Origin of the sequence: Acinetobacter sp. YH12200 (assembly GCF_013418175.1) — a bacterium.
In the GTDB taxonomy this organism is placed as follows: Bacteria; Pseudomonadota; Gammaproteobacteria; order Pseudomonadales; family Moraxellaceae; genus Acinetobacter; species Acinetobacter pseudolwoffii.
The window spans coordinates 56,324-78,452 of record NZ_VPCO01000011.1 but is presented as its reverse complement, the minus strand read 5'-3'; the positions used below and the strand labels follow the sequence as shown (position 1 = coordinate 78,452).

Below are 22,129 nucleotides of genomic sequence, written 5' to 3'. Positions count from 1 at the left end.
GTGATGCTTATGGTTTTTGCCATAGGCTGGAGCAGTGTGTCTGTTGCTTCTGCAACAACCATGCATTTGGTCATGTCGTCTGAACAGATGAGCAGCCATTGTCTGGACATGGTAAAAGCCTCCATCTCTCATGCTATGCATGAATCTGCGTATAACTCAGATCAAGACCTGACACAGGCTGACTGTTTTCCGGATATGCCACAGCACTCACAAGACTGTCTGGATTGCAGTACGATGGCCTGTCAAAGCCAGATGAGCGGCTTGCAAATTTCCGTTCCTGAACTGACAGTATTCGACCATCATTCTCTAGAAAGAACCCTCCTCCCAACTTATCATGCCAAACACCTTGCCGGTTATTGGCAGGAAATCCTGCGCCCACCCAAAACTTAATCCTGAATATTCAATTTTTTATTAATTAAGGATTAAGTGATGTTAATTAAAATTCCCCAATGCCTATGTCTGGGCATTTGCCTGATGTCATCGTCTGCAGTTTTTGCAGCTGTTAAAGAATATCATCTGGTTATTGATGAAAGTCCGCTCAATCTCACCGGAAAGACGGTCAAACGGATTACCGTAAACGGAAAATTCCCTGCCCCCTTGCTGGAATTCGAAGAAGGTGATGATGCGGTGATTCATGTGCAAAATAACCTGAAGAATCAAGATACCTCGCTGCACTGGCATGGCCTGCTCCTGCCCGGCCTAATGGATGGTGTTCCTGGATTTAATGGTTTTCAGGGTATCAAACCGAAGCAGTCTTTTACTTATCGTTTCAAGGTTCGTCAAAACGGTACCTATTGGTATCATGCGCATTCCAAAGGCCAGGAACAAGACGGTTTATATGGTGCCTTGGTGATTTATCCCAAAGCGCAAACACCGGTGCCTGAGCATGAAAAAACCGAGCGGGATTATGTAGTTATGCTGTCGGATTTTCATGAACAGGGCAGCCAGCAGATTCAGAATAATTTAAAAAAATCGGCCGAATATTATCAGAATCAGCGTGAAACCGTGGGCGATGTACTCCAGCAGGTAAAACATGACGGCCTCAAGGCCACCTGGTCAGATCGCAAAATGTGGAACCAGATGCGCATGTTGAAAACCGACCTGTCTGATGTCAGCGGTTATACCTTTCTGATCAATGGCAAAACCCCGCAACAGAACTGGAGCGGCCAATTTAAACCGAATGAAAAGGTTCGTCTGCGATTCATTAATGCCTCGGCCATGTCGTTTTTCGATGTACGTATTCCCCAGCTTAAAATGACCGTGGTCAGCGCCGATGGACAAGCTGTACAGCCGGTCGCTGTAGATGAGTTCCGTATCGGGACTGCTGAAACGTATGATGTGATTGTGGAACCAACTGCACCTCATTACCAGATTGAAGCCGAATCGATCGACCGTTCAGGCTTTGCCATTGGCAGCTTGCACAATGAGGCTGATCCAGCGATGCATCCGATTCAATTACCGACGCCACGTCCACGTGCCTTATTGACCATGGAAGATATGGGACATGGCGAACAGCATGACATGTCTCATACCGCACACAGCAGTCAGACCACGCAATCTGCAACAGATACGCCTAAACATGATGAGCATGCCCAGCACGCAGGTCACAGTGCTATACCCAAGACAAATCCGTCTCATCCACCGGTTGAGGGTTGGGCCAATATGTCTACGCCTGCAGGGCATAAAGCATTGCAATATCAAGACCTCAAAGCCCTGACGCCACAAAACGATACCCGAGTCGCAGAACGTGAACTGGTGATTCGTCTGGGTGGAACCATGGAACGTTATATCTGGACCATCAATGGTAAAAAATTCAGTGATGCCGAACCATTGCAGGTGCAATATGGCGAACGGATCCGTTTGAAATTTATCAATGACAGCATGATGGCGCATCCGATGCATTTACATGGCATGTTTATGCAGCTAGAAAATGGTCAATCTACTGCACAGATGCCAAATAAACACACCGTGATTGTGCCACCTGGAAAAACGCTCACAACCTTATTAACGGCAGATGAACTGGGAGAATGGGCGATTCACTGCCATCTGCTCTATCACATGAGTGCCGGCATGATGAATAAGCTGATTGTGGCACATGTGAATGACGATCAAGCTTCTCATGCTTCGCCGCAACAAATGCCGTCAAAGCCAGCAGTGGATCAAGGAGAAAGCCATGCACATCACTAAGCTCTTTTTAAAATCGGTATTAAGCAGTGCACTGCTCATGGCGAGTTTCGGTATATTGGCAGCGGATCATCAGGATCATCATCATCCTGGCAAAACCGCAGTACATCACAGCGCTCCTATTGCAGTGCCGGATCTACGCTCACATACCCAACAAGCTCGATCTTTATCTGATCAAGAATCTGTAGGGCACGAAAAACCTGTTGGCGCTACTGCGGAGCATGACCATCGGAAAGAACATGGTGCACAGATTTATAGCCAAGTCATTCTGGACCAGAAATGGCAAATCAATTCAGCTGGAAATGGCGCTTTTAAATCGGAGAATGAAGCCAGAATTGGTACTGATGAAAACAAGGTTTTTCTCAAGCTGCAGGCAGATAAATCTGAATCGAGTCAGGCTGACTATGCGGCCAAAATCCTGTATAGCCGTAATATTTCCGATTTCTGGGATGTACAAACCGGTTTGCGCTACCGTCAGGAAAATATAAGCCAGCATACAGCTTCCCTACAAAATGAACGTTTCGATGCAGTGCTTGGACTGCATGGCCTGGCCCCTTATTTTTTTGAAACCGATGCCTATCTCTATGTCGGTGAAGATGATTTTGTCGGATTCAAACTGGAAACAGAACGTGACCTGTTGCTGACTCAGAAACTGATTATGCAGCCCTTTATTGAACTGGATCTCATTTTCAATGATCAAGCTGCGAATGCGAAAAAATCTGGTCTGAGTCATGCGACATTAGGATTGGAAACCCGTTATGAGATCAGTAAAAAAGTCATGCCTTATCTGCAGGTTGGCTATGAATATAGCAAAGGAAACAAACAGACTGCCTGGCAGCAGGCATCCGGCTCTGACCAGGGCTGGATCTATGCTTTAGGACTTAAAATGATGTTTTAAGGACGGATTATCATTTTTAAGATAAAAGGTAAGACCACGACGAAGTATGAAAAACCCATTCATACTTCGTCGGCTGTTATTAAATTGACTCAAGAGAAGGAGGCTGTGTATTGTCCAGAGAAAGCATTGCTACTGCCTGCTCTCTGTTTCTATTCCTCACTCTGTTTATCATTACTTTTGGCAATCAAGGTGCCTAACATAATCATAAAGGTGATTACCCCACCAATCACCAGACTCATCAGCCCAATTTCAAGCATAAAGTCAAGATTCCCGACTTCCCGGTGACCCCAAAGGAAATGCAGACTCTTTCCAAAGATAAAGTTGATGGCATAGATAATCAAAAAACTCATTATGGTCGAAATCAGTAAAGTGACGATCAGGTTTTTCCAGATTTTACAGCCGACTAGCAGGATAATAATCGTTAGGCCTACAACTGCAATAATGGAAATTAATAAAACACAATTCCAGTAATCCATGAGACTCACTCTTATTCTGGTTTTAAATTAAAATTAAGAAATTCTTATAGTTAATTTTTCCATGTGTTTTTAATATAGGGGCCTTTGAATAGCTGAACAATGACCAGAACTATCTTAAACAAGCCAGCTACAAATTTACCCAATGTTATAAAATACATTCACTTAGAAAAATATTGCCGCGTACTGGTTCAGTTTGATTAACATAAAGTAACGTAAGTAAAATGTATGTTTGTTGTTTTGCTTGAGTAAATCTTTTATACAGTCAGTCATACTAAAAAAATTGACCAGCACATATTTAAAAAGAAAGATCCACGTATATTTATAAGAAAAATAAATAATAAATATAAAAAACTTGAATATTTGCTGATTTAGGTTATGCTGTACTCAACTAGAAAAAAGTGTTGTTTAGTTAAACTTCTTTAAGTACCGCAGTGTTATTTTATAATCCTCAGTTTTTTCAGATCTTTATTTCAATTCTTGTTGTTTTTCAAAGTTATCCATAGTCATTTCAATGGCTAAAATTATTAAAAATTTGATAGGTTATATTATGTCTACTACAGTTACCGGTACAGTGAAATGGTTTAACGAAACTAAAGGTTTTGGTTTTATTCAACAAGAATCAGGTCCTGACGTTTTTGCTCATTTTAAAGAAATTAGCAGTTCTGGCTTCAAAACATTGTTTGAAGGCCAACGCGTTTCTTTCAGCGTAGTTGAAGGTCAAAAAGGCCCGAACGCGATCAATATCGTTGCGCTATAATTTAGCCCAGCAATAAAAAAAGCACCTTAAGGTGCTTTTTTTGGCTCTAAATATTAACAATCTTCAAAAGTGATCGGTTGGTGATACTCTCTAAACCTATTCCAGTCATTTAAACCAGTAAATCATCTTATTTATTCTCCCCGCGTCTAAGCCTGTTACATCTGGGCCTGCATGAATCGCTAAAAATGAAAAACCCCCAGCATCCTGCCGGGGGTTTTTCGTGTTGGTTCGCTGGGTATGACTCCTGTCTTACCTTACTTTCCTTGTATTTATCTCTTGTTATTCTTTTATGGAACATCCTGTTCCTGATGAATTCATTATAGGCAATGCAGCAAAGCTGCGTATAGACGCAAACGGCTTGAACTCATGTAAGCAAATGCGTACAGAATCACTGAATATTATTGTCAATTTCCAGTATTTTAAACTGTATTCATCTACATCAAGACTGAAAGTCTTTAATATTAAAAATCTTTGAATTACAGCACTTTGACTTAGTTTTTTAAGTATTCACCCTGTATTTGCATGCTTAATTTCTACATCAATTGAACTTTAAAACAAAAAAGGAAGCTGTAGCTTCCTTTACGATAAGGATCACCGCTTAGATCCCGTATTTAACTCGATAATCTTCCATTTTAGCTAAAGCTTCTTGATCGCCCTTGGTTTCCAGATAGTCCATCAAATCTTTCATGGTAATTAAGGCATGTACAGGAATCTCGAGCTCTTGCTGCACTTCCTGAATGGCTGATAAATCGCCCTGACCTTTTTCCTGACGGTCAAGTGCAACCAAAACACCTGCGATTTGTGCACCGGCATTTTTCAAGATTGTCACGACTTCACGAATCGCTGTTCCTGCCGTGATCACGTCATCAATGATCCAGACTTTTTTACCTGCTACAGAAGCACCGACTAGTACGCCACCCTCGCCATGATCTTTGGCTTCTTTGCGGTTAAAACCCCAAGGCACACTCACCCCATGATTTTGTGATAGCGCCACAGCGGTCGCTGCCACAAAAGGAATACCTTTATATGCAGGACCAAAAACCACTTCCACATGGTCACATGCCGTTAATTTTGCTGCATAGCCAGAAGCCAGCAATGTCAAGGCTTCACCATCATTCAGCAGACCCGCATTAAAAAAATAGGGACTCACACGTCCCGATTTTAAAGTAAACTCACCAAATTTAAGCACACCGCGTGATAATGCGAGTTCGATAAAAGCTTGCGGGTTAAACTGAGCTGGCGTTGGCATGAGGTGCTCCTAAATCCATTAATTAAGGTAAGACTTGCGCATGATACCAAAGAGTAGCTATCCAGGTGATCAAAAAATTCTTCGTGTCGTTTCAATTAATGTCAACGGTTTACGCTCATCGGTGAGCAAAGGCCTATTGGAATGGATGGAACAGTCGGATGCCGATGTGATCTGTATGCAGGAAAGCCGGATCACCCATGTGCAGTGGACCGATAAATTTAAACCGGAAGGCTGGTATACTCATCTATTCCCTGCCGAACGTCCAGGTTATGCCGGTACCGCGATTTATAGCCGCCTGCCCTTCGTCTCTTTAACCGATGGTCTGGGCTTTGAACTGGCAGATTCGCAAGGCCGTTTTATTGCAGCCGAATTTGATTTAGGTTTGGAGCAAACGGCCCATATCTGTTCATTGTATCTACCTTCCGGCTCATCAGGCGATGAAGCACAAGCGCGTAAAGATCACTTTCTGGAAGAATATGCCAAAATCCTGAAACAATGGCGCGATGAAAATAAATCGGTGATTGTCTGCGGTGATTACAACATCGTGCATAAACGGATTGATATTAAAAACTGGTCCGGCAACCAGAAAGCTTCCGGCTGTTTACCACATGAGCGCGCCTGGCTAGATCATATCTATGATGAACTCGGTTATGTCGATACGTTCCGCGAAGTACGCAAAGAAGCTGAACTGTATTCCTGGTGGTCAAACCGCGGACAAGCCCGAGCCAAGAACGTCGGTTGGCGGATTGATTATCAGGCCTGCTCACCAGACTGGAAAGAGCGTACCGTCAATGCCTGGGTGTATAAGGAACAATGGTTTAGCGATCATGCCCCAGTGATCATCGACTACAAACTATAAAAAGATACCTATCAATTGAGTGCACACCTGTTCACTCAATTAAGGCTTATTGCTTACATGACATGACGTATTTTTTGGGTTTATCTCGATGTCATAACAGAGCATTATAGCCTCACGGCACAGGGACATGTCAGGATGACAACATAAGGACAGGACGCCGTAGGAAGAAAATAAAACAAACTAAAACATTTAGCTTGTTTTTCATGGATGTGACAATGGACGTTGAATTGAGACCCGCATGATCAGGATGATTAAATGCGGGTTTTCTATTTCCACTGCCTAAAATTATTATTTTTTTTATTGTTGTTTTTCTGGTTAATCATTTTAAAGCGCATTGATGTCATTTTGATGACGATTCTGCCTCCCTATTTTAAATTGTTTTCTAATCATTCTATTTTGCATGGTCGACTGCTGCGAATTTGGTTAAGCTAGGCCATGATTTAAGATGTGTTAGATGGCGAATATGTTAAAAATTTACGGGATTAAAAACTGCAATTCGATGAAAAAAGCTTTTGACCTACTGACTGAGCTGGGGTTGAGCTATGAATTTCATGACTATAAGAAACAGGGCATCGATGCTGATACCATTAAAGTCTGGCTGAATGCGCTGGGTCAGGATGTGGTATTAAATAAAAAAGGAACCACATGGCGCAAACTGACTGAAGAACAGCAGCAAACGGCGCTGTCCAGTGAAGATGCTTTAATTGCCGCATTAAGCACTCATACCAGTTTAATTAAACGTCCGATCTTGGCCACGCCCACAGGTTTTATTGCCGGTTTTGATGACGCGGCTTATCGCACCCTAAGTAATTAATTATTATCCTAAATAATTCATACAAAAAAGCCTGACAGCAGTCAGGCTTTTATCTTTCTATCGAACTGGATTAGTTTGCACGAACCCAAGTCTGGTTACGGCCTAATGCTGCCACACCAATAAAGCCACGAAGCTCAAGTTTCTTGCCACCATCTGCCAGTTGGCCTTTCAGTTTGTAAGTTTTACCAGATTGCGGATCCAGAATTGAACCACTGTCATAGCTGGTACCACCTGAATTCTTAAGACCTTTCACAATGGTCAAGCCTTTGAGTGACTTGTTCTTGTACGGACCTTCACACTTGGTACAGGCATTTTCTTCACCTGGTGTTAACACAGATTGAATACTTGCTGACAACGTACCGTTCTTTTGTTCAGTAAATTTAACCATGGCCTTAGGCTGCTTGGTTTTATCATCAATGGTTTTCCAAACCGTGCCATTTAAAGGATCTGCGGCATTTGCCAGTACAGATAAGCCTAGTAGTCCTAACATAAGCGCTATTTTTTTCATTTTTCTTCATTTCCTTAGTCTGAAAATAGACCTCTGTAGTATTAAAAAGTCACAACAATTTTTCAATTTTTAGCTGTGACTATTTAGTGTAACCTTGTAAATATGGTTGGTAAATAATCTACATGATCAATAAAAGCACAAAAAGATGGAAGGAAAATGAAGATAAGCCCGTTAACAAAACAATTAATTACAGAAAGCATCTTAAAGACAGTCATTCGTGCCCCGAGCAGATTCAATCTTCCACCGAGTTCAATGCGCATTGCACTGGAGCAGATGTGCAAACTCTTTCCACAAGACAAAACCGTACAAATTCGTTCGCTACGTCTGGCGGGTCTGCGCGCAGAGGAAATTAAGCCGCAGCAAGAGTCGACTCAGCTGATTTTTCATATTCATGGCGGGGCATTTTATTTAGGCTCTTTAAATACCCATCGTGCCTTTATGACTCAAATTGCGGCTCGAACCCAGATGCAGGTACTGCATGTAGATTATCCGCTGTCACCGGAATCTGCCTATCCAGAGGCCTTGGAAGCCTTGTTTGATGTGTATAACTTATTGCTCGATCAAGGCGTTCAGGCCAAAGATATCATCCTGTCCGGTGATTCTTGTGGGGCCAATCTGGCGCTGGCCTTGGCGCTCAAATTACAAAAAGAAAACCTCCCACAAGTGAGTGGTTTGATTCTGTTGTCTCCTTTGCTGGATTTGACCCTGACCAGTGAATCGTTGCGCTATAACCAGAAACATGATGCCCTGCTGTCTCTGGAAACAGTTGAAACTGGCATTGAATATTATGTCCCGCGTGCCATCGATCGGGGTGATCCGGAAGTTTCGCCCTTTTTCGCCGATTTAAGCGGCTTGCCCCCAACTCATATTCAGGTCGGTTCCAAGGAAATTCTACTGGATGATGCCAGTCGTTTTAAGGAAAAAGCCGAACAGGCGGGTGTCGATGTGGAATTTAAACTGTATACCGGCATGTGGCATAACTTTCAGATGTTCAGTGCCTGGTTTGAGGAAGCCCAACAGGCGCTGAGCGATCTGGCAGCCTTCGCGCACCGTCTGGATCGAGATTAATCACTGTTCACCCATATAAAAAAGGCCAGCATAGGCTGACCTTTTGAGTTGTTTTTGGATATTTAGATGGCTTGAACCTGCTGCAATGCCGTCTCTAAGGCTTGTGCCTTGATCGTTTCGCCCATGTTCACGCCTTCCGCACGAATCACTTCAATATCGGTTACGCCGGTAAAGTTAAACACGGTTTTCAAAAAAGCTTCCTGAAAATCGGCAGGACTTTGCTCCCCATAAACTCCGCCACGGCTGCTGGCAATATATACTTTTTTATTGCCAGCCAGACCGACAGGGCCCTGTTCGGTATATTTAAACGTACGTCCCGCCACACAGATCCGGTCAATCCAGGCTTTTAAGGTCGATGGCAAACCGAAGTTATACATGGCCGCGCCAATCACCACGATATCTGCCTGTAAATACTGCTGCAGGATGTCTTCGCCTAATGCAGTCTGTTCTGCATTCTGACCCATTAAAATTTCAGCCGTGAGATGTGGAATCGGCTGTGCAGCAAGATCGAGATATTCAAGCTCGATGGCCTGAGCATGTTTTTGTTGTAACTGACTCACCAACGCCTGAGTCAGCTGACGCGAAATAGAGGCATCGCCTAAAATACTGGAATCAATCTGTAAAACTTTCATGGCTTCGCTCTCATCTATGGGGCTATCTAACTAATGCAGCCATTTTAAGGCTTAGGTTGCATGAAATAATTAGCACAGATAAAACACATCATTCTGAATTTAGAACAAAACCAGCTTTAATATTAGAAATTCCTATTTTGCAGACGCCTTAAATATTGTGGTTTATCAAGCGTTAAAACTTATGTTATCTTATGTAAATAAAGCTATAAATAGTCAATAAATCTTAAAAAGTTGCCATAATAATTTAAGTCAGACCGACAACATGAAGCGAATATCGCCTGTATTACAAAAAATAATCAAACACAGAATCACGAAATATCTGGTCGAAGATGAAGTCGTGATGAACTGGCGTATCCTGAAGAAATGCATCCTGATGCTGACTTTGGGATGCGGTGTACATCTGACCTGGCTCGGCTGGGATCTCTTTGTTTTATTCAATCCTGAGTATTGGCAATATGTACAGATTGAACGGGTTCATTCACAAGTCGTGCTGAACGGCAGTTTTTTACTGATTTTAGCCGCACTGATTTATCCCTGTTATAAATTTCAGGGCAATCCTCTGGTGGAACGTTATTTGCCCTATCTGGCAGTCGGTACTTTTGTGATTTCGCTGTGCCGTGATGCCTATGTCGTGGGGGTGATCAGTCCTGTGGCCACCACATCCTATGTCTGTTTAATTATGGTGGGACTGGTGCTGTTTCATCGCAGGCTGGTTTATAGCATGCTGATTCCAGCCTCGCTCTTTTTAGGCGGTTGCGCTTATTTGAGCTTCAGTCAGCAATTGCCTTATTCTCCTTTATTCAACATTCAGGACAAGCATTTTTATAATGCTTTCTGGCTGTTTTCAATGCTGTATTTCATTGTCCCAATTTTAGCTGTATGCATGGTGTTATTTGAAATTTTACTCAGCCAATGGCGTCATCGTGAAGAACTCATCAAGCAGCTCAGTCAGATTGATCCGCTCACCAACCTGTTTAACCGGCGCAGTATCAATCAATGTCTGGATCAGCTCAATGCTACGGCTGTACCCCATTACGCCCTGGTTCTCTTAGATCTGGATCACTTTAAGAAAATTAATGATCTGTATGGTCATCATAAGGGCGATGAAACCTTGGTTGAAGTCAGTGCTGTATTAAGCCAACAGTTACGCGAAAGTGATGTAGTGGGCCGCTTTGGCGGTGAAGAGTTCATTTTGGTGCTGAAAAATACCAGTCTGGAAAAAGCCAAACAAGTAGCAGAACGCTGCCGCAGCGCGATTCAGCAATTACAGATGATGAGTGATGAAGGTGAGCCGATTCCGGTGACTGCCAGTTTCGGAATTGCTATTTCCAAAGCCGAGTTACGCCCACAACAGCTACTCAGTCAGGCCGATCAGGCGCTTTATCAGGCCAAAGCCGGTGGACGTAATCGGGTCAAAGCCTATGCTGAACCGGTGACTGCACAGATGCAGGTTTCTTAAACGGGTTCAGCTTTTTCGATGATTATGAATATTATGGAGTTGAGCTTTGAGCCAGACGTTGCAGCTGGGCCAGCAATTCTGCTTCGCTAAAAGCACCGGTCAAACGTAAACCGCGAATTTCCTGCTGCTGCTCATTCAGAAATAAATAGGTTGGTGGTCCCAGAATTTCCCATTGATTTAACAGCATTTGATGCGAGGCATTGTATTGGCTTAAATCCAGCTTGATCAGGAAATAAGATGCCAGAGCCTGCTGTACCTGTGCAGATTTTAAAATACGATGTTCAATCGGCTGACAAGCGACACACCAGTCGGCATAGACATCAATCACGATCTTTTGCCCTTGCGGTGCTATATTCAAAATCTGCTGAAATTCTGCTGCGCTGCGTGCCACATGCCACTGGGCTTCTGTACTGGACTGCTCAACAAAAAACCGCTGACTATGCTGATATTGACTATAGCTGATATAAGGCAGCGCTATCACCAGACACAGGATATACAACCACCTCAGACTGGTACGATGCCAGAAAATCCGGAACAGTACATAGGTCACAAAGACCATGCCCAAGCCTAAGGATAACCACTGTAAAGTCGCTTCTGAAATCAGTGGGCGAATAAAATACAGTGCCAGCGCCAGCATGATAAAGGCAAAGAGCACTTTGATCTGATTCATCCAGTGCCCGGCTTTAGGTAGTACCCGTGCACCCAAAATACTGGCCAACAGTAAAGGTGTGCCCATGCCAAAACCGAGGGTAAACAGCAGCAAGGCACCCTGCCACTGGCTTTGGGTCTGGGAAATAAACAAGAGTGCACCCGCCAACGGTGCGGTCATGCATGGCCCGACCAGCAGCGCCGAGATCATGCCCATGACTCCAGCACTGACCAAACTACCACCCTGCTGCATGGCCTGAGCCCGATCCAGACGCTGAACCAGACGTTGTGGCAGTTTGATTTCAAACAGTCCAAACAGATTCAGGGCAAACAGGACAAACAACACACTAAACGCAATCAGGGTACCGGGTTGCTGCAACCAACGCTGGAAATTCAGGCCGGCCGAAGACGCAATTAAACCCAGCACCGCATAGACCGCGGCCATACTGCTGACAAAAGTCAGGGCGATCATCCAGGCTTTGACACCTTTGCTGTCCCGTACAATCAGCGAGGTCAGGATCGGCAGCATCGGCAAGGAACATGGGGTAAAAGCCAGCAAGATTCCTAAGCCAAAGAACAGTAACAGTCCATAACCCAAAGAGCGTTCAAGCAATTGAGCTGACCATTTTTGGTCTTGTGCCGCACCGACTGCGGGTTGCCCGCTAGAGGTTGCAGAAAATGCATCTGCTGTAGATTCTGAGGAAGCCGCTGTATTAAACAGGGTATTTTGTTGCAGTGATGACCCGTTTAGATCAAGTAAGCGCTTGCTTCCTGGGCCGGCAGCTTCAAATTGCACCAGACCTGACAGATCTGTCTTGAACTGAATACTTTGCGGCGGATAACAGATTCGGTCTTTGGCACAGCCCTGCCAGCTCACCTGATAGGACTGGTTGGCCTGCGTCGGAATCTGAAACCTTAACTGCTGATAATACACCTGGGTATGCCCATAGTTGTCATCATACAGATCTTTAGCAGGCGGTAATTCAAGCAATACAGGCTGATTGCCCTGCCGCACTTCAATTTTATGCTGATACAGATAATAGTTATCCGGAATCTGCCAGCTCAGTTCAGCCTGTTGCTGACTGGTAGAAATCACATGAACAGGAAAAGCCTGCTCGGCAGACAAGAGCGCTGTTTCGGCCTGAGCTGGACTGCTAAACACGAAGCTTCCCAAGATGACCGGGGCAAGTATTTTGCCCCAGCTCTGGAATTGCGGGTTTCTGATCATCACGAAACTGGAGTGTCCTAGAATAAGAAGGATACGCCTAAACCTGAAAAGTAGCTTCGCTCTGCACCGTCCAGATCAACTCCCACACTGGCATCCAGCTGAACCCGGTCATTAAGTGCATACATTACCCCAGTGCCAAGCGCGTATTCATTATCGATGCTTTCAGCTTTACGGTAAATCAGTTCCGAATAGCCTGACCAGCGATCGGTGATCTGGTAGCCGATCGATGGAATCGCAGCTATGGCCCAATTGCTGTCCTGCCATTCATAACGCATAGTCAATGCGGTACTGACCAAGTCATTATATTGGTACGATACGACAGAACCCAGGCTGTAAATATCTTCTTCATTACTGAAACCGGCATTGCCTGTCGCAATGACTGCTTCGGCCAGCAAGGCCAGACTCAGTTTGTCATCATCCAGATCAATGGCTTTTTTCAGACCAATACTGACATCGCCCAGACCATCATTTTCATTCGTCTGGCCGTTGGATTTGACTTGTGACCAGACAGGGCCTTCCCAGCCCAGACGCAACTCCAGACCATCACTAAGTCCGGTACGTAACAACATATCTGCATTCAGTGTCGTTACCGTTTGCTCGCCCGACTTGCTGTAGCGGGCTGTGGGCAAACCTTGCTCCCAGGCAACATTTCCGACCGGGGTAATGCCTGTACTCAGACCTTCACCTGGTCGATCAAATTCAAAATCTGCTGCGAAAAGTGATGCACTGCAACCAGTCAGTGCAATTAAACCCAAAGTTTTTAATATTGTCATCTTGGTGCTCTTTATTAAAATTTAACCCAGTTCTTTGCTCATTTTTGCGCCATGACTACGCAGGAGTTCTAGCGTCTGTTTTTCTTCATCCAAGGCTTCTGACCAGTTAATTTCATCAAAATCACAATCGAAGAACAGGTCACTGATCGAAGATAAAATGGTCATGCCATCTTCATCTTTGCTATTTGGATCAACTTTTTCATCGAGTAAACGCTGCACGGCAGGTGCACATGCGGCACTTGCAGCATCCCATAATGGGCCATAAATTTCTTCTGCATCCCAGAGATGCAAATTCACTTTGGCCTGGATCAATTCTTCCAGAATTTGTAAATGTACAGCCAATCTTGCCTGTTTTTCTTCAGCTGAAAGTGGGGTGCCGGCTTCATATAACTCGCATACCTCTTCCCACCATTTAAATAAACCATCTGACCAGACCGAAATTACCGGGCCTTTGTCATGATCAATAAAATTTGGATTGAGTCCATCTGCCAAAAGCTGCTTTACCTGATCCAGATTTAATTCTTCGAGTGCTTGCACAAAAAGCTGTTGTTGCGCAGTTAACATGATGGAGCTCACTTTCATTCGTTTTCGACTATTATGCCGAATAACGTGCGGCTTTGTTGCGCTTCTCACTATTATATTTTTATTTCATACAAAAAAAGCCCCGCAGGGCTTTTTAAAATCGGTCAGCATTACTCGTCAATCTCTGCTGCAGTATCTGTATCTGCCAGTGCTAAGGCACCAGGACGAACATTGTCTTTTTTCTCAATCACATGTTCCAGACTGCGTTTTAGCCGGTCAATCGCACCACGAATGGCAGTATCCACATTGTGAGCGCGATGATTGACGACCACGGGTTTTAACCCTGCAGGACGCGCTTCTATCATGCAGCGAATATCATCATCACCGCCTTTGGCGCCATTTTCATCACTGAGATGGACTGAAAAATGAGTAATACGCTCACTATGGCGCTGGAATTCTTGATTTAATTCTTCACGTACATAATCAATTAAACGCTCGCTATTCTGAATGTGTTTATCTGTACGAAGTTCAATATTCATAAATTACCATCCTCAATCTTTGTAACTTTTTGAGTGCAAAAATTTTTATCTTGGCACGTTTGTAGCTTGCTGTTTCGCATCGCATTTCACTTCTTCAAATGATTGGAATTACACCCTCCACTTTGAATGATGAACACATTTTTGAGTCTGCAGAACCGTGTCCTTATATCTCGAATATCAGCCCTATCTTGAAAATATGCAAGTCCTATTTTGGCTTTTTAGCAAAAGAATAATGGATTGTGACAACTGTTTACTCAGCTTAAAATAGGGTTATTGACCTCTCTCAATTACATTATCATTCATATGATTTCATCAAAAATTAATAGCGAAATATTCTTATAAAAAAGTACAAATAACATCCAAACCACTCTATTCATGAGCTGAAATAATGGCAAAATCTGAAGAGTTTATCTGAAAATCTCAGAAGCAATAATCAAGTAGATTTTCTGGGAAATATAAGCGTGACAAGCCTTACAATGATCCTTCCCTCTGCTAGGCTGGTGATTGTTTTCTACTCTTCTTAAAGATTTTCAAAAATTCTTATATCTTCCCCTAAACACAATGTTCTTATGGCTTTTTGTATGCAGGAAATGACCGGTCAGGATGATTTCTCCACAAGCCAAACAGTTTAATAAATAAACAAAAAACTTTGATTAAAGCTTGAATTTATTACACAAAATGAACAGGAATTTAAAGATTCTGGCAGCTATAGTCGCTTAAATACCGGCCAAATAGCTTCATCGAGCCAAACATTTTCATGCTTTTTAGCAAAATATTCGCCCTAAAAATACATCGCTATTGTGCTTTCTCTTTTTGATGAATGATGAGATGGCAATCTTGCAAACTCAAAACACTTAAAAAACAATGAGATTTAAATTCGATTAAAGAGAGTTTCAGCTTTTTTATTTCAATAAAGCTTTCTTGGTTTTTATACTGCCTGATTTAAATTTTTTTTAATAATAATGACTTAAAAACTCATCTCTTATTTTCGGAAATGTCTATCGATGAGATCAAATATTTCCTCATGCTGAAGACTTGGAGATATTTAGGTCAACGATCAATTTTAACTTTATTTTTACGCATTAATCTGTATGCTTACTCTGCTTTCTTGGGGGAGAGATTTAAATGAAATTGACACAACTCGCGGCACTTTGTGCATTGGCTACCACTGCAACATTTACCCAGGCAAAACCAATCTGGCAAGACTTTAGCCTGACCGGCCTTTATGGTGAAAACTATAAAGTACCATTTCCAACTCAAGATGAAAAAATTGAGCAAAGCACAGTTACTGCTGAATATGCAGCCGGTTTTAAATATGGTGATTTCTTTGCCTTTGCGGATCGTACCAATAATGATCCAAATGGTAACGAAACCTATTTTGAAGTTGCACCACGTTTAAGCCTTGGCGCAGTAACTGGCCAGAAACTTGAACTGGGCCCTATCACAGACGTATTAATTGCAACGACTTGGGAAGGCAACAGTGCTCAGGACAGTGATTTTAACAACTACCTATATGGTATTGGTTTTAATTTAGCGATCCCTTATACCAACTATGCAACCATCAACTTCTACAAAGCAGAAAATGATCTTCAAGAAGATGATTATCAAATGACCATTACCTATGCCGTGCCATTTAAAATTGGCGGTGAAGAATTTCTGGCAGATGCTTTCCTGGATTGGTCAACTGCTGAAGGTCCTAATCATAAAAGCGAATTAAACTGGACCAGTCAATATAAATGGAATGTGGGTAAACACATTTCTCCAGAGACTAAGCTTTATGTGGGTGTTGAACATTCAGTTTGGAATAACAAGTTTGGTACAAATATTGATCAGCATGATGTCAGTGCACTTGTGAAGTATCACTTCTAATTGTTGTATGATCAAAGGCAGAACTTCGGTTCTGCTTTTTTTCATCCCTTATTCAAGCCAAACTAGAACAAAAATATGCATCATTTTCAAATTCGACATGCCACCAAGCATGATCTTGAAACCATCCTCGAGATTTATAATCAAGAAGTGCTACATGGCACTGCGACCTGGAACAGAACAGCCTTTGATTTGAACTATTTCAAAATCTGGTTTAAGCAGTTGAAGAATCAAAATTTCCCAGTTTTTGTGGTTGAAGATAGACGAGATCAGCGTGTTGCTGGCTATGCCTGCTATGACCAGTTTCGTAGTATTCAAGGCTTTCAACACACGGTAGAACATTCAGTTTTTCTAAATCCGGATTATGCAGGACAAGGTCTGGGTTCTATCTTATTAAAGCATTTAATTGAAGAGGCTCAAGCACAGCAATTGCATATCATGGTCGCAGCGATTGATTCAGAAAATATCTCGTCGATTCGCCTGCATGAAAAACTGGGCTTTGTGCAAAGTGCTTATATGCCGCAAGTTGGACAAAAGTTTGGTCAATGGCGCGATCTGGTGCTATTACAACTGAATTTGGAGCAGGCCGAAGTAACGGCTCTTTAAATCTCCTGTTATTTAGACCGGCTTCTCTTTTATTAAACTGGTATCGAAACAGACACTCTATTTACTTCCAAAGCTGGCTATGTTTTATTCAGATCAAAGCCGTCCAGAGTAAAACAATGTATAAATCTCTATGTTGTATTGGTATTTTAACTTTAAGTACACTAACTTTTGCCGATTCAGATTTTGAAAAAGAACTTCGTACAAGCTGCAGCAAAGTGAAGAGCTACGCCAATAATGGCAAAAAATTCTATGATCAAAAACACTATCAACAGGCCATAGCACAATTTAAGCAACAAGCTGCCTGGTCATCTTTTTGTGAAATGAACCGGGATGAAGCTAAAACCTCTTTCTCTGAACAAGCCATTACAACAGCATTTAATAATGTGGGTTTAAGCTATAGCAAACTTGGCAAGCCTCAATGGGCACGTGCCTGGTTCTCCGTTTACCCCGATGCTAAAAGTAGTCAGTTTAATTTAAAACAGCTTCCTCCACCTAAAAAGGACACTCAACTTGCAGGTACTTATGTACAGCATGCCGGTTTTGGTGCCTGGAGTACGCTGAAAATTGTCAAACAGCAGCAACATTATGCGATCGAATATGAAGGTCTCTATATGGGCTTACGCAGTTTGATTTATGGACCAAATCTAGGTGGATTTAATACCACGATGCCACTGAATAAAACACAGGCACAATATCGCTCTGAAGACTGCAAAATCGATATCTCTTTCGGCTTTGATGCCAAACTCGGAAGTCGTGCAGTGCTTAAGCAAAATAGTGGTGATTCAGGTTGTGGCTTTGGGCATAATGTTTCAGCGGCAGGAGTTTTCTTAAAAGTAGAGAATTAATCGGTTTCAGATATAAAAATATCAGCACTCAGATCGAAAAAATAGGGCTTAGATTCAAGCCAGCAAAAAGCCCGCAGTTGCGGGCTCTTGATCTAAAAAAGAGTGCTATTACACAATAATATCTGCCAGATTGCCTTTTTGCTCTAACCATTCCTTACGGTCACTGGCACGTTTTTTCGCAAGTAACTTATCCAGTAAACCTGCGGTAAAATGACTATCATCCAAATCCAGCTGCACCAAACGGCGTGTATTTGGATCTAAGGTCGTTTCACGTAACTGGCTGGCATTCATCTCGCCCAGACCTTTGAATCGGGTAATTTGCGGATTTTTGCTTTTGCATTTTTTCAAAATACCATTGAGCTCGTCATCATCCAGGGCATAGTGCACGTCTTTGTTGTCATCAATCCGATACAAGGGCGGCATGGCAACGAATAAATGCCCTTCTTCCACCAAGGTTGGGAAATGCTTGACGAACAGGGCACAGAGCAAAGTTGCAATATGCAGACCGTCGGAATCGGCATCGGCCAGAATACAGATTTTGCCATAACGTAGTTCTGACAGGTCATCTGAACCCGGATCGACCCCGATCGCAATCGCGATGTTATGTACTTCTTGCGATGCCAAAACTTCATCCGAAGAGACTTCCCAAGTGTTTAGAATTTTACCGCGAATGGGCATGATCGCCTGGAAGTTTTTATCACGCGCCTGTTTGGCAGAACCACCCGCAGAATCGCCTTCCACAATAAACAGTTCCGACTGATCCAGATCATGTCCAACACAGTCGGATAATTTACCCGGCAAGGTTGGACCGGCCACAATTTTTTTACGTTCTACTTTTTTCGCGGCTTTTAAACGGCGACCCGCTTTAGAAATGGCCATTTCAGCCAGTTGCATCGCGATATCAGAATTCTGGTTTAGCCAGAGTGCAAATGCATCTTTGGCAATATTTTGCACCGTACCTGAGGCTTCACGACTCGACAGACGCTCTTTGGTTTGTCCCGAGAACTGCGGCTCCTGGAATTTCAGCGACAGAATATAGTTGACACCATCCCAGACATCTTCCGCAGAGAGTTTCATATTACGCGGCAACAGATTACGCAGCTCACAGAATTCACGCATGGCATCGGTCACGCCTGAACGTAAACCATTGACATGGGTACCGCCCTGCGCGGTCGGAATCAGGTTGACATAGGACTCCTGAATGCTATCGCCGCCTTCTACATTCCAGCAAATCGCAAACTCGGCACTAGCACGCTCAGCGTCACCTGTTGCAACAAAAGCCGGTGCAGGAATGATTTCACGATCCTCAAGCTCATCCATCAAATAGTCGACCAGACCATTTTCAAACTGCCAGCTGATCTTTTCGTCATTGATCTGGTCAACATAATTGATCTGTAAGCCCGCAGCCAAAACCGCTTTGGCTTTGAGATTATGCTTTAAAGCTTTTAAGGCAAATTTGGGTGAATCGAAGTATTTGGTTTCAGGCCAGAAATGTACCGTAGTTCCCGAGGCGCGTTTAGGTGCCTTGCCTGCCAGCACTTCGAGGGGTGCAACCGGCTCACCATTTTCAAAGGCCATTTTATACAGGTTGCCCTGACGCTGAACTTCAACTTCTACACGGGTCGAAAGCGCATTGACGACTGAAATCCCCACGCCATGCAAACCACCGGAAAACTGGTAGTTATCGGTGCTGAACTTACCACCGGCATGCAGTTTGGTCATGATGATTTCAATACCACTTTGACCATATTCGGGATGAATATCGACTGGCATACCACGACCGTTATCTTCGACAGATAATGAACCATCTTTACAGACCGTGACGGTAATCTTGTTGGCATGTCCGGCTAAGGCCTCATCGACAGCATTATCAATCACTTCCTGCGCCAGATGGTTCGGACGAGAGGTATCGGTATACATGCCCGGACGACGACGTACCGGATCCAGACCAGATAAAACTTCAAGAGATTGAGCCGTATATTGAGACACGTTATTCGGTTTCCTTTTTTATGCAGTCCAACAAAAACTGTAAGAGCAGCGGAATTTTCTCCGCAAAATCATCCATCCCGTGACTGCCATTCGCTTCGGTCATCAGCATTGCAGGGGGACGCGCAGCACTATAATAACGATGTGCTTCACGATAATCCAAAACTTCATCGCCTTGTTGCAGTAGAACCAGTATTTTGTCTGCATCTTGTGCAACTGGCAGGGCCAATTGTTGCAGTTGTCGAAGATCTGCATCATCCAGACACCAGTTCGGATGCACCTGCAAAGGCAGTTGCTCGTCAAACAGTTCACGAAACAGTTGCCATGGTCGCATTGCCGGATTAATCAGTATAGCAGGCACAGCATGCTGTGCGACCAGATATGTCGCATAGAATCCGCCGAGACTGCTGCCCACTAGCGCCACATCTTGCATTGACTGAATCCGCTCGGAAAGCTGCTGAATCGCAGCCAGTGGCGACATATTTAAATCAGGCAAATGCACCTGAACCCCGGAGTATTTTGCACAGTAGTGTTGCAGCAATGTCCCCTTGATCGAGTGGGCATTACTTTTAAAGCCATGCAAATAAATAATATTCATGAACTACCAACAAAAAACCCATTCATCATCAAAATTTAATTTAAAAAATGTGAAGTACACTACATTATCAGACCCGTTAATTACTTAAATTGTCTGACAAAAAAGCCAGAAGTATTCTGTAATTCTCGCTATTTTAGAATAAAGGCCTCAATATCTGGAAACTCGACAAGAAAAAGAATTTATACCGCGAAGTTCTTTAAAAAGAAAGATGACAAATCATGCGGCTCATTGAAAGGACAGCATCAGATGCCAAGTTTGACACCGTTACATGAAACCTATTGTCGCTGGGACCGAACCCCACCGAGTCAGGCCGATGTACTGGAAGGTCTGGCGCAGCTGGTGACGACGCGCTTTAACGACGTTATTCAGGAACTGATCAAGAGTATTCAGCGTGAAATTTTAATGAGTATTTTTGGTTTAAGTGAGAATAATTCACAAAAAATTCAGAATATTCCATCGATTGCCCGGCTCTATCAAATGTCCTATGACATGCTGTTTCATTATGGCAATACCCTGATTGCACCCGGTCTACGCCAGATTATTGAACGTTTTCCCAAACTGCATAATAAGCCGCTGACGCCTTCCTTGCATTTTCTGGTCAGTGCCTTAAATGGCATTATTGGGGATTATCTGCTGAAATATCAAAACCCTTTGGCGCTGCCGATGGTGATCTATGACCACTATGGTTCATTGCAAAATGGCGAGTTAAGCGGGCGGATTACCCTATTCGTGCATGGCTTATGTATGAACCATCTCGACTGGTCAAATCGCAAATATGAAGGAATCGGGGAAAAATTACTGGCACAGCGCGACCGCAATACCATGCTGTATCTAAACTACAACACCGGACGGCGGATTTCTGCCAATGGTCGCAGCCTGGCCAATACCTTGCAGGATCTGGTCACTCGTAATCCGAGAATTACCAGTATTGACCTGATCGGGCATAGCATGGGCGGTCTGGTCTCGCGTAGTGCGCTGTTTTATGGTAAGCAGAATGTGTATGACTGGGTCAATATGGTAGAGAATCTGGTTTGTCTGGGTTCACCGCATCATGGTGCAGTACTGGAACGGTTTGGTTTTAGCTTGCAGGACAAACTTGGACATTTCCCGCTGATCCGGCTGATTGGCCATCTGGTCAATATTCGCAGTAACGGGATTCTGGATTTACGCCATGGCAGCGTCCGTGATGATGACTGGGAACATAATCCGCTTCGGATCGGCTTCATGGACGATAACCGTAAACCGGCCCCGATTCCCTCGCATATCGATACCTATCTGGTTGCGGGTACGATCGAATTTGAAAACCGTAAGAACAAGACCTTGCATGTGATTGGCGACTATCTGGTCAGTATCAAGAGTGCTCTGGGCGAGCATCCCAATCCGCGTTTCCAGCTCAAAGTGCCGGATGCACACAAGGCGATTTTCTATGGCCTGAACCATTTTGAAATTCAATATCATCCGCTGGTGGCGGAACAGGTGGCACGCTGGTTCTATCCAAGTCTGGAAGATGCAGCCTTTGACCAGATTCGTGAATATATGACGGATCTGGACAGTCTGGAAGGTATTGCCCTGACTTAACTTTCAGTACATTAAAAAGCCCGCAATTGCGGGCCT

22 protein-coding genes are annotated in these 22,129 nt (G+C 43.5%); 12 read left to right on the top strand and 10 right to left on the bottom strand.

Going from position 1 to position 22,129, the window contains the following annotated elements; all coding sequences use genetic code 11:
• Positions 1-9: 9 nt before the first annotated feature.
• Genes FTU90_RS09160 through FTU90_RS09150 form a run of 3 tightly spaced genes read left to right on the top strand, consistent with a single transcriptional unit; the run spans position 10 to position 3,082 of the window.
• A complete protein-coding gene (locus FTU90_RS09160; protein WP_257222401.1) occupies positions 10-390 on the top strand; it encodes a hypothetical protein in 381 nt (126 codons plus the stop codon).
• Positions 391-429: 39 nt separating this feature from the next.
• A complete protein-coding gene (locus FTU90_RS09155) occupies positions 430-2,187 on the top strand; it encodes a copper resistance system multicopper oxidase (RefSeq protein ID WP_180072402.1) in 1,758 nt (585 codons plus the stop codon).
• The gene (locus FTU90_RS09150) at positions 2,174-3,082 is read left to right on the top strand and encodes a copper resistance protein B (protein WP_180072400.1); all 909 of its coding nucleotides are present in this window, start codon (positions 2,174-2,176) and stop codon (positions 3,080-3,082) included. The genes FTU90_RS09155 and FTU90_RS09150 overlap by 14 nt, the downstream gene beginning before the upstream one ends.
• Before the next feature lie 149 nt (positions 3,083-3,231).
• Here the strand turns inward: FTU90_RS09150 and FTU90_RS09145 are convergent, their stop codons facing one another.
• Positions 3,232-3,558 carry a hypothetical protein gene (locus FTU90_RS09145; protein WP_005095001.1) on the bottom strand — a complete coding sequence of 109 codons (327 nt, stop codon included), beginning with the start codon at positions 3,556-3,558 and terminating at the stop codon, positions 3,232-3,234.
• A gap of 547 nt (positions 3,559-4,105) precedes the next feature.
• Between FTU90_RS09145 and FTU90_RS09140 the strand changes: the two genes are divergently transcribed.
• Positions 4,106-4,315, top strand: a complete 210-nt coding sequence (locus FTU90_RS09140) for a cold-shock protein (RefSeq protein WP_005094999.1) — start codon at positions 4,106-4,108, stop codon at positions 4,313-4,315.
• Positions 4,316-4,913: 598 nt separating this feature from the next.
• On the opposite strand, the gene pyrE is transcribed toward FTU90_RS09140, so the two are convergent.
• Complete coding sequence (gene pyrE, locus FTU90_RS09135) at positions 4,914-5,564, bottom strand: orotate phosphoribosyltransferase (RefSeq protein ID WP_005094997.1); 651 nt, start codon at positions 5,562-5,564, stop codon at positions 4,914-4,916.
• Between the two features lie 40 nt (positions 5,565-5,604).
• Between pyrE and FTU90_RS09130 the strand changes: the two genes are divergently transcribed.
• Positions 5,605-6,423, top strand: coding sequence for an exodeoxyribonuclease III (locus FTU90_RS09130; RefSeq protein ID WP_005094995.1), 819 nt, complete (start codon positions 5,605-5,607; stop codon positions 6,421-6,423).
• Between the two features lie 463 nt (positions 6,424-6,886).
• Entirely contained in the window at positions 6,887-7,237 is a 351-nt protein-coding gene (locus FTU90_RS09125; protein ID WP_034609159.1) for a Spx/MgsR family RNA polymerase-binding regulatory protein, read from the top strand.
• 70 nt (positions 7,238-7,307) lie between these two features.
• Here the strand turns inward: FTU90_RS09125 and FTU90_RS09120 are convergent, their stop codons facing one another.
• Positions 7,308-7,745: a DUF2147 domain-containing protein gene (locus FTU90_RS09120; RefSeq protein WP_005173279.1), complete on the bottom strand. Its 438-nt coding sequence runs from the start codon at positions 7,743-7,745 to the stop codon at positions 7,308-7,310.
• 156 nt (positions 7,746-7,901) lie between these two features.
• Between FTU90_RS09120 and FTU90_RS09115 the strand changes: the two genes are divergently transcribed.
• A complete protein-coding gene (locus FTU90_RS09115) occupies positions 7,902-8,813 on the top strand; it encodes an alpha/beta hydrolase (protein ID WP_005173280.1) in 912 nt (303 codons plus the stop codon).
• Positions 8,814-8,875: 62 nt separating this feature from the next.
• Here the strand turns inward: FTU90_RS09115 and FTU90_RS09110 are convergent, their stop codons facing one another.
• Positions 8,876-9,445, bottom strand: a complete 570-nt coding sequence (locus tag FTU90_RS09110) for an FMN-dependent NADH-azoreductase (protein ID WP_005094985.1) — start codon at positions 9,443-9,445, stop codon at positions 8,876-8,878.
• A 262-nt stretch (positions 9,446-9,707) separates the two neighbouring features.
• Between FTU90_RS09110 and FTU90_RS09105 the strand changes: the two genes are divergently transcribed.
• Complete coding sequence (locus FTU90_RS09105; protein ID WP_180072398.1) at positions 9,708-10,904, top strand: GGDEF domain-containing protein; 1,197 nt, start codon at positions 9,708-9,710, stop codon at positions 10,902-10,904.
• A 31-nt stretch (positions 10,905-10,935) separates the two neighbouring features.
• Here the strand turns inward: FTU90_RS09105 and dsbD are convergent, their stop codons facing one another.
• The 4 genes from dsbD to FTU90_RS09085 all read right to left on the bottom strand — a co-directional run bounded on the left by dsbD (position 10,936) and on the right by FTU90_RS09085 (position 14,614).
• Positions 10,936-12,780, bottom strand: a complete 1,845-nt coding sequence (dsbD, locus tag FTU90_RS09100; protein WP_218945087.1) for a protein-disulfide reductase DsbD — start codon at positions 12,778-12,780, stop codon at positions 10,936-10,938.
• A gap of 17 nt (positions 12,781-12,797) precedes the next feature.
• The gene (locus tag FTU90_RS09095; protein ID WP_180072396.1) at positions 12,798-13,553 is read right to left on the bottom strand and encodes a transporter; all 756 of its coding nucleotides are present in this window, start codon (positions 13,551-13,553) and stop codon (positions 12,798-12,800) included.
• 21 nt (positions 13,554-13,574) lie between these two features.
• Positions 13,575-14,117: a hypothetical protein gene (locus tag FTU90_RS09090; RefSeq protein ID WP_005094976.1), complete on the bottom strand. Its 543-nt coding sequence runs from the start codon at positions 14,115-14,117 to the stop codon at positions 13,575-13,577.
• A gap of 128 nt (positions 14,118-14,245) precedes the next feature.
• Positions 14,246-14,614: an HPF/RaiA family ribosome-associated protein gene (locus FTU90_RS09085; RefSeq protein ID WP_005094974.1), complete on the bottom strand. Its 369-nt coding sequence runs from the start codon at positions 14,612-14,614 to the stop codon at positions 14,246-14,248.
• Positions 14,615-15,739: 1,125 nt separating this feature from the next.
• On the opposite strand from FTU90_RS09085, the gene FTU90_RS09080 reads away from it, so the two are divergent.
• From FTU90_RS09080 to FTU90_RS09070, 3 genes are all read left to right on the top strand, one after another.
• Positions 15,740-16,483 (top strand): outer membrane protein OmpK, encoded by a 744-nt coding sequence (locus tag FTU90_RS09080; protein ID WP_180072394.1) that lies wholly within the window; start codon positions 15,740-15,742, stop codon positions 16,481-16,483.
• 75 nt (positions 16,484-16,558) lie between these two features.
• The gene (locus FTU90_RS09075; protein WP_180072392.1) at positions 16,559-17,086 is read left to right on the top strand and encodes a GNAT family N-acetyltransferase; all 528 of its coding nucleotides are present in this window, start codon (positions 16,559-16,561) and stop codon (positions 17,084-17,086) included.
• Positions 17,087-17,202: 116 nt separating this feature from the next.
• Positions 17,203-17,931, top strand: a complete 729-nt coding sequence (locus FTU90_RS09070; protein WP_100356993.1) for a hypothetical protein — start codon at positions 17,203-17,205, stop codon at positions 17,929-17,931.
• A gap of 108 nt (positions 17,932-18,039) precedes the next feature.
• On the opposite strand, the gene parE is transcribed toward FTU90_RS09070, so the two are convergent.
• Both parE and FTU90_RS09060 read right to left on the bottom strand, forming a co-directional pair.
• Positions 18,040-19,920: a DNA topoisomerase IV subunit B gene (gene parE / locus FTU90_RS09065; RefSeq protein ID WP_005094965.1), complete on the bottom strand. Its 1,881-nt coding sequence runs from the start codon at positions 19,918-19,920 to the stop codon at positions 18,040-18,042.
• Position 19,921: 1 nt separating this feature from the next.
• On the bottom strand, positions 19,922-20,515 hold the full coding sequence (locus tag FTU90_RS09060) for a YqiA/YcfP family alpha/beta fold hydrolase (protein ID WP_180072390.1): 594 nt from the start codon (positions 20,513-20,515) through the stop codon (positions 19,922-19,924).
• 246 nt (positions 20,516-20,761) lie between these two features.
• Here FTU90_RS09060 and FTU90_RS09055 point away from each other — a divergent pair, with 246 nt between their 5' ends.
• A complete protein-coding gene (locus tag FTU90_RS09055; protein WP_180072388.1) occupies positions 20,762-22,093 on the top strand; it encodes a hypothetical protein in 1,332 nt (443 codons plus the stop codon).
• Positions 22,094-22,129: the final 36 nt, after the last annotated feature.

Coding starts and splice junctions, on each gene's coding strand:
- FTU90_RS09160 (WP_257222401.1), top strand. CDS start 10: ATGGTTTTTGCCATAGGCTGGAGCAGTGTGTCTGTTGCTTCTGCAACA.
- FTU90_RS09155 (WP_180072402.1), top strand. CDS start 430: ATGTTAATTAAAATTCCCCAATGCCTATGTCTGGGCATTTGCCTGATG.
- FTU90_RS09150 (WP_180072400.1), top strand. CDS start 2,174: ATGCACATCACTAAGCTCTTTTTAAAATCGGTATTAAGCAGTGCACTG.
- FTU90_RS09145 (WP_005095001.1), bottom strand. CDS start 3,558: ATGGATTACTGGAATTGTGTTTTATTAATTTCCATTATTGCAGTTGTA.
- FTU90_RS09140 (WP_005094999.1), top strand. CDS start 4,106: ATGTCTACTACAGTTACCGGTACAGTGAAATGGTTTAACGAAACTAAA.
- pyrE (WP_005094997.1), bottom strand. CDS start 5,564: ATGCCAACGCCAGCTCAGTTTAACCCGCAAGCTTTTATCGAACTCGCA.
- FTU90_RS09130 (WP_005094995.1), top strand. CDS start 5,605: ATGATACCAAAGAGTAGCTATCCAGGTGATCAAAAAATTCTTCGTGTC.
- FTU90_RS09125 (WP_034609159.1), top strand. CDS start 6,887: ATGTTAAAAATTTACGGGATTAAAAACTGCAATTCGATGAAAAAAGCT.
- FTU90_RS09120 (WP_005173279.1), bottom strand. CDS start 7,745: ATGAAAAAAATAGCGCTTATGTTAGGACTACTAGGCTTATCTGTACTG.
- FTU90_RS09115 (WP_005173280.1), top strand. CDS start 7,902: ATGAAGATAAGCCCGTTAACAAAACAATTAATTACAGAAAGCATCTTA.
- FTU90_RS09110 (WP_005094985.1), bottom strand. CDS start 9,445: ATGAAAGTTTTACAGATTGATTCCAGTATTTTAGGCGATGCCTCTATT.
- FTU90_RS09105 (WP_180072398.1), top strand. CDS start 9,708: ATGAAGCGAATATCGCCTGTATTACAAAAAATAATCAAACACAGAATC.
- dsbD (WP_218945087.1), bottom strand. CDS start 12,780: ATGATCAGAAACCCGCAATTCCAGAGCTGGGGCAAAATACTTGCCCCG.
- FTU90_RS09095 (WP_180072396.1), bottom strand. CDS start 13,553: ATGACAATATTAAAAACTTTGGGTTTAATTGCACTGACTGGTTGCAGT.
- FTU90_RS09090 (WP_005094976.1), bottom strand. CDS start 14,117: ATGTTAACTGCGCAACAACAGCTTTTTGTGCAAGCACTCGAAGAATTA.
- FTU90_RS09085 (WP_005094974.1), bottom strand. CDS start 14,614: ATGAATATTGAACTTCGTACAGATAAACACATTCAGAATAGCGAGCGT.
- FTU90_RS09080 (WP_180072394.1), top strand. CDS start 15,740: ATGAAATTGACACAACTCGCGGCACTTTGTGCATTGGCTACCACTGCA.
- FTU90_RS09075 (WP_180072392.1), top strand. CDS start 16,559: ATGCATCATTTTCAAATTCGACATGCCACCAAGCATGATCTTGAAACC.
- FTU90_RS09070 (WP_100356993.1), top strand. CDS start 17,203: ATGTATAAATCTCTATGTTGTATTGGTATTTTAACTTTAAGTACACTA.
- FTU90_RS09060 (WP_180072390.1), bottom strand. CDS start 20,515: ATGAATATTATTTATTTGCATGGCTTTAAAAGTAATGCCCACTCGATC.
- FTU90_RS09055 (WP_180072388.1), top strand. CDS start 20,762: ATGCCAAGTTTGACACCGTTACATGAAACCTATTGTCGCTGGGACCGA.